This is a genomic window from Methanoregula sp., from assembly GCF_049690535.1.
GTDB lineage: Archaea > Halobacteriota > Methanomicrobia > Methanomicrobiales > Methanospirillaceae > Methanoregula.
The window spans coordinates 1-9076 of record NZ_JBAVMX010000023.1; the positions used below are offsets into that span (position 1 = coordinate 1).

Consider the following 9076-nt stretch of genomic DNA (forward strand, 5'->3'; position numbering starts at 1 on the left):
ATCCCAAAAAGGGGGGGAGGGGGATACCCCCACCCCCCTCCCCTTCATTCCTTTAACCCGGGGGTACCCTCCCCCCCTTGTGACCGGGCAGGTGGGGGGTATCCCCCTCCCCATCGGTCCCGGCCGGGCGATCTGCAGGAGTTCCTAAAAAAACCGCACACCATTCATCTCACGCTGGAAGTTCCATGCGAACCACAGGATGCAGCCATGCAGAAAAGGGGCAGGATCCGGACAAAGGGGGAGGGGGATACCCCCTCACCCCCCTCACCCTCTTTCCTTTAAGCTGGGGGTACCCTCTCCCCCCTTGTGGCTGAGCGGGTGGGGGGTAGGCCCCCTGGGGAGGATTGGGAAAGTTGTCACTTAATCAATCCCCAAGACTTCCAAGATCCTCCAATAACGTATGTTGTCGAGACAATGTATCAGTTAACTGATTTCTTAATTGAGGGAAATCCACCAATGCTTGTTTTGAGAGGATATAGTCTTTCAAGGTTTTAGTTGGATTAGATTTTTGTTTTTCTTTTAACTCCCTTTTTATCGATTTTTCTACATTTTTTGGTGCAATTTCTAACGCATATGCCCGAGTTCGTTCAATTTCAGAGTACAACAAAATTCCATTAGATATCTGATTAACGCTTTCATTAAGGAGATCAACTTTTTGAGGCAAATCTCTGGGATATAAATTCAAGTTATAATAATAGTAACTATTAGGATCAAATAACCGATTTTTATGATATTGTTTCATCGCTTTATATTTCTCTAATGAGATACCTAAATTCCTCGCTTGCTCAAAATCTCTTTTTTCGCCTTCAAGTGAAAAACCCGGATTATCATCATATTTTCCTTTGTTAATGCCTACAAAATCGGCTCCATTAAATTGCGTCAAGATATCAGATGCAGGTACCTTTTCAGCTTGAATGTTCGGAGTGATCTCTTTTTGGATATGAGTATAGTATAAGACAGGCGTCACGGATCTCATTTTGCTATTAATCAATGTTCTAATTGATCGGATATTCGCGATATAGGACTCATCGCATTGGCGAGCTAAAAAATTTAGCCAAATATTTGAATATTTTTTCTCCGCATAATGATCTAATATTCTCTCAATATCCTCTACTGGAAGGTTTAATTGTAATGGAGCAAAAATTGGCTTCTTGTTCCATTGCGAGAGAATCCTTATGGAGTTATCAACATGATCCAGATATTCTCCAATTGAAAGAAGGGGCCTATTATTACTATCTAATAATTTGATATCTGGGACTAATACACAAGCTTTAGATCTTGAATAAATAAAATTTAAAAGAAAGATGATACTAGTCTCATCAAAGGGTTCGATATGTCGGGTCGTTTTTTCCCCTTTTGTCTCTTTAGTAATAGCAATTTGTTTATATGGATTTTTGGGGAAAACTAATGATAATGTAGTGAGTGAAAGATTTTCCCATAATTTACTATCAATTTTAAAAAACGCTGTAAGTTTTTGGTTGCGTTCATCCCCACTTGCTTTAGTTAGTAAATATCTGAGATCATTCCAAGCATCATATCCTCTTACATAACGTCCGTTTTCTACAATTTTTTCATCAATTGATGAGGTAAAACTATTGAAGACATCCCAAGATAATTTACGCCCAGAAAATACTTTAAATGGAGTCTCTACGGACCGATTCAAATTATCAAAAGTGATTTTACGAACACAATAATCGGGATGTTTCAACGAAGAGGTAATAGGATCGACCGTTATGTGAGGATCATATTCTTCCATTTTTATTATCATCCTGTAATTGGGTAATCAACGGGATAAGGATTGCGCTGTATATTTTGCGATCTAAACTACATGGCCGCACTTTTCTATCCGATATAATTGTTTCATATGTTTCAAATGCTTTTTTCATTTCTAAAAGGAGTTTAAGAGTGGTTTCCGGAGAGAGTGATTTGTCGATATAACAACAATTTTTAATAAAACCAATTGTCCTAGTCAATTTATTTGATAAATCTTTGAAATTTGCTTTCACAAATTTATAAGCGACAGAATCATCTAAAATTAGAAATTTCAAATTATAATGTTCATTGAGGTGATAGGCAATTCCTATTGCTTCATATTCACCATCATCTTCATGTTTTTTTGATCTTTTAAAAAATGGTCTAATTAATTCAAAAAAATCTTCCTCTTTTACATAGATTGAATGAACAAACACTTCATCAATTAATAAGGAATTCGGAATTTCATTCTGCAATTTATTACCTATAAAAAAGTCATATTTTGACATCAATAAAAGCAATACTTCCCTTTTGCGGATGTCGGTTTCGCAACAACAGAAAAACGATGAATCTGCGACAATATTTTCAGTCATATTTTAAGCGTCAATTGTAATTTCTTCAAATCGTTCAGTGTCAATTAGACCGACTTTTAACAAATTTTTCGCAAGAGATACCCGTTTCCGTTTAATATTATTGTAAATTTTCGAATATTCCGTATATTCGGGATATGTTGAGTAAATTAAAAGCAATAATTCCTCCGGAGACAGTTTATCATAGATCTCCCTTACCATGTTTATTCCCGATAGAAGCGGTAATAAGGATTCCCTTTTTTTAGCCTCTGAATAAAATTTTTTGTATTCCTGACGTCCAGTATCTGTTAATTCTACATACCCTCCAGTTAATTCATCCGATGGGGGTGGCGGGTAATACTCCCAACAATTGTTTAAATAAAAAGGATTACGAATTATTTTCGAGATTTCCTCGGAATATGGCCCTTTATAATGTTTAACAAAATTAAGATAATGATGAATATCTGGATGGAAATTCCAAAGCAAAAATACTTCTTTCTCCAGATGCAGGATAGAGACAGGTCTATCTATAGCACCTAATGTAAGCAATACAAAATTTTCAAGTGCTTTAAGTCTGTCTACCATACACATTTTCTCTTTATTCGGGAACTCACAAATCTTTCAATTGTCCGTTATTTGAGATAATTCGCATTTACATTTTACTTTATAACTAATTTATCTTTACAAAACAGTAGTTTATAAATGAAAGACCGTGTGGCATGAAAGTAAAGGTTTGTGATTAGCACCCCCCGCGCTCCCCGATTAAGTTAACCACACGGCTTTACTCATCCGGCCCCGCATAACCCCCGGATTCCCGAAATAACTACCAAAATATTCGAATCTATCGCTGGCTATATAACCTGCCGTATCCTTGAAAAAATAATCACAATGTCCTTGGATTTCTGCACACGGGTAACGAGGAAGGTCGCGAAGGCCGGGTACCAAAAGAAGGTCGCCCGCCGCATCGCGACGTTCTGCTACCTCTCCATGACGCTCGTGTGCGGGCTCTTCGGGCTCTTTGACAAACTGAACTTACCGATTCACCTGATCACCGGTTCCGGGATGCATGCAGCGGGTGCCCGGGCCGGGAGCGTATCGCCCGCCTCTTCTCTTATACGTCGGTGACCGCCGGTCCGGTCGTGGCTGGTACGTGCCAGTATTAGATAGTGCGAAAACGGCTCCGCGTACCGCTTCGCATAGCAGGGTGATAGTTTCGGCACAGGGCCGGGGCTGTCGATCTCTCCCGGGCCGGCGTTTTTGACATATTCGGATGAGCGGACGCGCTCCTCCCCGTATCGCAGGACGAACACCAGGAATCAGAAAAGAAGTGAAAACCATGCAGTACTCAGAAACCAACGAACAGGACGTGATTACGCCGGGTGCGATGGCATCCGGTGCCTCGTACAGCAACCGGATTAATCCCTGCGGGAAGATCGCAGGTGAGACAAGAGTAACCTGCCGGGCAGGAACGGGAGGTGAACTGACCGCTGGCCCGGAGAACTATATCCGCTGCAATGCGATCATCATCGACGCGATGCGCATCCTGGATTGCCGTGGGTATCTCCCGGTACTGGTGAGAAAATCGAAGATCCCTATCGACATCTTTGCCATCCGGCCGGAAGCGACGCTTATTATTGAGGTAGTCCGCTCACGCAAAGCCCTGCCGGATGCACCCACGGTTGTCCGTGAGTGCAAAAAGGAGATCGATTACCTCCGGGAGATGCAGTCCTCTTCGCAGATCAGAAAGATGCTCTGGGTCTATTCGCCCCAGTGCCGGTGGAGGTTCTACGATGTGTTCCCCGGCGGCATCTGGCTGGCGAAGGATATGATGGAGGGAGATGGGAAGTAAAACCCCACACTTTTTCTTTTTTAGAAGGTCTAGAGCAAACGAGTTCTGATATTATCCGGTTCGTTCCGAAACCAGCGATGAACCAATATTTTTCATGACCGTGTTCAGATCTTTTCTTTCATGCGCCGGTTCATTTCGCATACCGGCAACAACAACTACCTCGTTAACATCAAATTCCAGCATCTGAAACATTTTTTTCGTATAGTCAAAATATACCTGGAACATGCCGGGATCCGGATTGCCTTGGGTAAACACAAGAATCAGTTTCTGTTTCGCGACTTTTTCTTTGTAATGCGGTGAGAACCGCGGAGAGATGTGCGCAAACAACCTGTCGGTAAATATCTTCGCCTGACCACTCATCTGCCCCATGTAAACCGGCGAGCCGAGGACAAGGGCATCGGCCTGCTCAATCGCCCCGTACAGTTCCTGCATGTCGTCATTGATACTACAACCCCGATCGCTCCCGTCGTGGCAGCAAAGACAACCCCGGCACGGTTGTATATCAAGATCGCTGAAATACCAGGATTGCGTTTCGGCGCCCTGTTCCTTCGCACCTTCGAGTATTTTGTTTACGGTCCAGGCGGTATTGCCTTCTTTCCGCGGACTTGCAATAACTCCGATGATCTTCATTTTTTTTCTTTGTATGTCTGATGGAAGGATATAGCTATTCTGTCACGTATCCGGGCTCACAGGATACAGAATACTGTTCTTCCTGCCCTCATTTTCCTCTTTTTGCACGCCAAACTTCCCGGATCCCGGAACCGGCCATGTTTAAGCCCCGGATTACAACCCTCCGCGCACGCGTAATACCCCATATGTGTCACAGGTATGTGTCAACGGGCGCCCCGAGACAACAAACAAAAAAGGAGATGAAAAAAATGGCAGACTTCACACAGAGCACAAACGTGAAGAGTGCGGTCCGCAAACTTGCGGAACCCATCGGCGACATCAGCGCGTTCAACGCGATGATCCAGTCCGTTATCCTGAACAATCCGTTCGGGTGTGTATCGTATATGAGCTCGGGCGCCAGCCACCCGCCCGTAGAAAAGATCAGGGAGACGTACACGGCAAGAATCGTGTACCAGGACGAGGACGCGAAAGTCGTCGGCAGGGCAGCAGACACGTACGACTCGGTCGCCGGCTTTGCCGCCGGCATCGCAGCCATCCTCGCAAACGTCCCGAACAGCACGGCCCACGGCGGCACACCGGTCCACACCGCGGACGGGGACAGCTACTCGGCAACCCTCAGGTGCCATGACCCCAGCGGGGAGATGTTCTACGTGAACTTCACCCGCCAGCAGGTCACCATCTCGTCCTACGAGGACGACAGCATCCGGACCCGGATCGAGACCTGGGCAGACAGCGTTCCGGCCCTCGCATGAGGTGAGCGCCATGGACACCTCGATCATCATCACCGGAGCATTCCTCGGCACAGGACTGCTCGCCTACGTGGTAATTCCCGGTCTGCTCGTCATGTGGGACCGGGTCCTCGACCACATGGAAGAATCAGAGAACAACAAGCACCCATAATGCGAAAATCGGCAAAGGAGGGGGTGGGGCTCCCCCTCCCGCCGGGTGCCGGGACGGTTTTTGCAGGGAGAACTGAGTCTCCACCCATCAGTCCACGTCGGCCGGAGCAAGGCGGCTTGCCCCCAACACAACCTGTCTTTCATTAACGCAACCCTGCATGAACAAATAATCCGTTATGAGACCCGGTTTTATAATTCAGGCTTTAAATACCCAGATTTTCCGAATATAGTTTCGAAACCTTTTAATCAAGATCTCACTAATTTTACACTAACCACAAAGAGTTTAACTCGATGTGCGTGGCATTGCATTTTGAATACTCTCGTGCATTCGCACGCAGGGAGGAGGCTAAATGGAACATATTGTATTTGGCATAGGAATTACTGCATTGGCAGGAGCTCTTGCCACCGTAGCCGGTTCCGCGGAAGATACTGAATCCAACATCGGGTCGCAGGGAGACCCGAACTCACAGGTTCAGCTCGCACCGCAGATGGGTTTCGTGCACCGCATATTCAATAAGGCGGTCGCCGGAGAACCCCCGGCATACGGGCTTTGGTGTGCTCTGGGCGCTGGACTTGCATGGGCCTTTTTGGCTATGCAGGTAAACGCGGTCCTCGCAATCGTCCTGGGCTCAATTCTTGCAGTCTTCGTTCAGGGAGTCTATGCGACAACCGCATACCTGGGCAGAACCGCAAGTCTTTCCAAGTTCGGCCAGCCGGTCTACGTGGATATCTTAAAGTCCATGACAACGGTTGCCATGGCTCATGCCTTTGTTGCAATTTTCTGTACGACCACCATTTGTTACCTGATCAACACCGCACTGGGACACCCGTTCCCGCTGCCGTTGCTCGGGTTCATCTGGGGAATTACCCTCGGGGCTGCAGGGTCAGCAACAGGTAACCCATACTACGGCAAGGAACGCCAGTACCAGAACCAGAAGTTCGGTGCCGGTGTCCCCATCTCAGCATCCGGCAACATCGTCCGGTATGCAGAGGCCGGAGAACGCAACTCGCTCGACAACGGATTTTTCACCGCAAAGTTCGGCGGGCCCGCATCGGGACTCTGTTTCGGCCTGATCGTATTCCTTGAACTCTGGCGTACCATCGTTTTCGATCAGGTCGGAGCCGGATGGGGAGCGATCATTGTCGGTATCCTGATCATCCTGATCTTCACTATCGTTGACAGGTACATCGAGGTCTGGGCACGCAAGAACTACGGACCCTACACGGCCCCGGTAAAGGAGGCAGCACCATGACCGCAATCGCAGCAAAGCCGGCAGCAGGCTCGGCAATCAACACCACCGCCATGGTGGTCGGTGTTGTACTGCTCATCATCCTTCTCGGGATCGCCTACGTGGTCTCTCCGGGTCTCGGCCTCATGGCCCTGATCGGCGTTATCATCGGCGGTGTCCTGATCGGATTCGGTGTCCACTTCGTGCCGGTCGGCGGCGCACCCGCAGCAATGGGTCAGGCACCCGGTATCGCAACCGGTGTCGCGATGCTTGCCGCAGGCGCAGGACTCGCCGGACTCTTTGGCGGCGCCTGGGCAGCAGACCAGGGACTCGTCATCGCAGTCATCACCGGTGGAGTCGGCGGCGGAATGATGATGGCCATCACCTGTATGATGGTGAACTTCGTCTACGTCTTTGGCATGGGTATACCCGCGGCCTCAGGCAAGGTAGCAAAGGACCCGATCACCGGGGACACCCAGCCTGAATACAAATCGCAGGGTACCGAAGGCCACGGTCTTCCGTTCGTCTCGTTTGTGGGCGGTGTCATCGGCGGTGTTCTCGGTGGAGCGGGCGGAACGCTCATCTACCTCGAACTCCTCGGCCTCTACAAGGCAACACTCCCGACTGTCATGAATGCATCCGCAGCTCAGGTGCTCCCGATCGCAATCTCCGTCGCAGGAACGTTTGCCATCGGTATGTTCCTTGTAAACGCGGTGCTGACTGCCTACAACATCACAGGAACAATCGAGGGCCCGCACGACCCCAAGTTCAAGCGCTGGCCACGGGCCATCGTTGCATCCGCGGTCGCATCGGCGCTCTGCGGGCTTGTGGCGATCCTGATCGTCACGATCTGAGGTGTTGAAATGACCGTTAAAGTTGAAGTAATTGAAGGAGGCGTCCCGCACCCGAAGATCCTGGTCGCAGGACTCGTCTGCACCCTCGTGTGCCTGTACCTCTCCTATCTCAATGTATACACCAACACCGCGTACTTCTCGTTCTTCGGCGGACTTGCCGTCATTGCAGCCCTCATCTGGGGAAGCAACACCATCAAGGTGCTGTGCAGTTACGGTATCGGTACCGGTGTACCTTCAGCAGGTATGATCGCATTCGGTTCCGGTGTCATTGCAATGCTTCTTGCAACCAAGTTTGGCATTGCAGCACCCATCGTTGCACTCGTCCTTGCAGCAGTCATCGGGCTCATTCTGGGGTACCTCGCAAACGATGTCCTCAACATGAAGATCCCGGTAATGATCCAGTCGCTCACTGAGCTCGCCGTTGTCGGTGCACTCACCCTCATGGGCTTTGCTGTCCTTATCACCGGCAGCTTCACGTTCACCGGCCTGACCACCGGATCCGTAACCCTGTTTGGCGCACTGTCCATGCCCAGCTACCAGGTCTCGTTCATCGGTGGCGGGCTTACGGCCGTTGCATTCCTGCTCGGAGCAATCGCAATCCAGCACCCGTTCAACGCGTGCCTGGGACCAGGCTGGAAACAGGACCGGATGCTCATGCTCACCGCAGAGTGCGGGTTCCTGAGCATGATCGTGGCAGCCGTCATGTCGTTTGCCCTCATCGGTACCGGAGCAGCCATCATCTCGCTCGTCATTGCACTCATCGGCTGGCTCTACACCTACTGCGAGTACATCAAACTCTCGAAGCGCGATGCATATGCATGGCTTGACTCAAAGCCGATTCCCGACGTGGAGGGACACTAACTATGGCATACGTCATTGTTCTTCCGGAATTCGGACTTGTCGCTGACCCCATGGTCGGCATTATCACAAGCGCCGGCGAGTCACTCTCACCCGTGGCGGAAAAGGTAACCTCCCTTGAGGCATCAGCAGACGATCTGGTCAACATGCTCTCAGGAGAAGGAAACTATGTCGCATCCTTCCCGGGCCGTGAGAAGACCCTCACCATTGGTGGCAGCATCAGTGCATTCTGGTACGGGCTTGCCATCGGACTACTCATTGCAGGAGTCATTGCATTCCAGCTGGTAAAGGTGGGCTGATATGGCAGACAAGAAATCACCGGCAAGTGGATGGCCCCTTGTAAAAGGCGACTTCCACTCAGGAGATGCAAACAGCTGCGTTGCTGTTATCACCATGGGTTCCCACCTCGATGAACAGGGTATCTGTGATGCAGGCG

At 49.0% G+C, this 9076-nt stretch carries 12 protein-coding genes and 1 pseudogene; 9 read left to right on the forward strand and 4 right to left on the reverse strand.

The features are described from left to right. Positions 1 to 364: 364 nt before the first annotated feature. Genes WCE46_RS01515 through WCE46_RS01525 form a run of 3 tightly spaced genes read right to left on the reverse strand, consistent with a single transcriptional unit; the run spans position 365 to position 2906 of the window. Positions 365 to 1756, reverse strand: a complete 1392-nt coding sequence (locus WCE46_RS01515; RefSeq protein ID WP_424731935.1) for a hypothetical protein — start codon at positions 1754 to 1756, stop codon at positions 365 to 367. Next, on the reverse strand, positions 1743 to 2345 hold the full coding sequence (locus WCE46_RS01520; RefSeq protein WP_424731936.1) for a hypothetical protein: 603 nt from the start codon (positions 2343 to 2345) through the stop codon (positions 1743 to 1745). The genes WCE46_RS01515 and WCE46_RS01520 overlap by 14 nt, the downstream gene beginning before the upstream one ends. A gap of 3 nt (positions 2346 to 2348) precedes the next feature. Then, on the reverse strand, positions 2349 to 2906 hold the full coding sequence (locus WCE46_RS01525) for a hypothetical protein (protein ID WP_424731937.1): 558 nt from the start codon (positions 2904 to 2906) through the stop codon (positions 2349 to 2351). 303 nt (positions 2907 to 3209) lie between these two features. On the opposite strand from WCE46_RS01525, the gene WCE46_RS01530 reads away from it, so the two are divergent. After that, positions 3210 to 3446, forward strand: coding sequence for a hypothetical protein (locus tag WCE46_RS01530; protein ID WP_424731938.1), 237 nt, complete (start codon positions 3210 to 3212; stop codon positions 3444 to 3446). A 211-nt stretch (positions 3447 to 3657) separates the two neighbouring features. Further along, a complete protein-coding gene (locus tag WCE46_RS01535) occupies positions 3658 to 4170 on the forward strand; it encodes a hypothetical protein (RefSeq protein ID WP_424731939.1) in 513 nt (170 codons plus the stop codon). 51 nt (positions 4171 to 4221) lie between these two features. Here the strand turns inward: WCE46_RS01535 and WCE46_RS01540 are convergent, their stop codons facing one another. After that, positions 4222 to 4800, reverse strand: a complete 579-nt coding sequence (locus WCE46_RS01540) for a flavodoxin family protein (protein ID WP_424731940.1) — start codon at positions 4798 to 4800, stop codon at positions 4222 to 4224. A 248-nt stretch (positions 4801 to 5048) separates the two neighbouring features. Between WCE46_RS01540 and WCE46_RS01545 the strand changes: the two genes are divergently transcribed. The 7 genes and pseudogenes from WCE46_RS01545 to WCE46_RS01575 all read left to right on the forward strand — a co-directional run. After that, positions 5049 to 5552, forward strand: coding sequence for a hypothetical protein (locus WCE46_RS01545; protein ID WP_424731941.1), 504 nt, complete (start codon positions 5049 to 5051; stop codon positions 5550 to 5552). Between the two features lie 10 nt (positions 5553 to 5562). Continuing rightward, the gene (locus tag WCE46_RS01550; RefSeq protein WP_424731942.1) at positions 5563 to 5700 is read left to right on the forward strand and encodes a hypothetical protein; all 138 of its coding nucleotides are present in this window, start codon (positions 5563 to 5565) and stop codon (positions 5698 to 5700) included. A gap of 349 nt (positions 5701 to 6049) precedes the next feature. Further along, a complete protein-coding gene (mtrE, locus tag WCE46_RS01555) occupies positions 6050 to 6952 on the forward strand; it encodes a tetrahydromethanopterin S-methyltransferase subunit E (protein ID WP_424731943.1) in 903 nt (300 codons plus the stop codon). Further along, positions 6949 to 7782 (forward strand): tetrahydromethanopterin S-methyltransferase subunit D, encoded by an 834-nt coding sequence (gene mtrD / locus WCE46_RS01560; RefSeq protein ID WP_424731944.1) that lies wholly within the window; start codon positions 6949 to 6951, stop codon positions 7780 to 7782. Before mtrE ends, mtrD begins: the two co-directional genes overlap by 4 nt. Before the next feature lie 9 nt (positions 7783 to 7791). After that, entirely contained in the window at positions 7792 to 8643 is an 852-nt protein-coding gene (gene mtrC / locus WCE46_RS01565; protein WP_424731945.1) for a tetrahydromethanopterin S-methyltransferase subunit MtrC, read from the forward strand. 2 nt (positions 8644 to 8645) lie between these two features. Then, complete coding sequence (gene mtrB / locus WCE46_RS01570) at positions 8646 to 8939, forward strand: tetrahydromethanopterin S-methyltransferase subunit MtrB (RefSeq protein WP_424731946.1); 294 nt, start codon at positions 8646 to 8648, stop codon at positions 8937 to 8939. Between the two features lies 1 nt (position 8940). After that, positions 8941 to 9076, forward strand: a pseudogene (locus tag WCE46_RS01575) (tetrahydromethanopterin S-methyltransferase subunit A); the annotation flags it as partial.

Excerpts from the sequence above, each read along its gene's own strand:
- WCE46_RS01515 (WP_424731935.1), bottom strand. The coding sequence starts at position 1,756 with ATGGAAGAATATGATCCTCACATAACGGTCGATCCTATTACCTCTTCG.
- WCE46_RS01520 (WP_424731936.1), bottom strand. The coding sequence starts at position 2,345 with ATGACTGAAAATATTGTCGCAGATTCATCGTTTTTCTGTTGTTGCGAA.
- WCE46_RS01525 (WP_424731937.1), bottom strand. The coding sequence starts at position 2,906 with ATGGTAGACAGACTTAAAGCACTTGAAAATTTTGTATTGCTTACATTA.
- WCE46_RS01530 (WP_424731938.1), top strand. The coding sequence starts at position 3,210 with ATGTCCTTGGATTTCTGCACACGGGTAACGAGGAAGGTCGCGAAGGCC.
- WCE46_RS01535 (WP_424731939.1), top strand. The coding sequence starts at position 3,658 with ATGCAGTACTCAGAAACCAACGAACAGGACGTGATTACGCCGGGTGCG.
- WCE46_RS01540 (WP_424731940.1), bottom strand. The coding sequence starts at position 4,800 with ATGAAGATCATCGGAGTTATTGCAAGTCCGCGGAAAGAAGGCAATACC.
- WCE46_RS01545 (WP_424731941.1), top strand. The coding sequence starts at position 5,049 with ATGGCAGACTTCACACAGAGCACAAACGTGAAGAGTGCGGTCCGCAAA.
- WCE46_RS01550 (WP_424731942.1), top strand. The coding sequence starts at position 5,563 with ATGGACACCTCGATCATCATCACCGGAGCATTCCTCGGCACAGGACTG.
- mtrE (WP_424731943.1), top strand. The coding sequence starts at position 6,050 with ATGGAACATATTGTATTTGGCATAGGAATTACTGCATTGGCAGGAGCT.
- mtrD (WP_424731944.1), top strand. The coding sequence starts at position 6,949 with ATGACCGCAATCGCAGCAAAGCCGGCAGCAGGCTCGGCAATCAACACC.
- mtrC (WP_424731945.1), top strand. The coding sequence starts at position 7,792 with ATGACCGTTAAAGTTGAAGTAATTGAAGGAGGCGTCCCGCACCCGAAG.
- mtrB (WP_424731946.1), top strand. The coding sequence starts at position 8,646 with ATGGCATACGTCATTGTTCTTCCGGAATTCGGACTTGTCGCTGACCCC.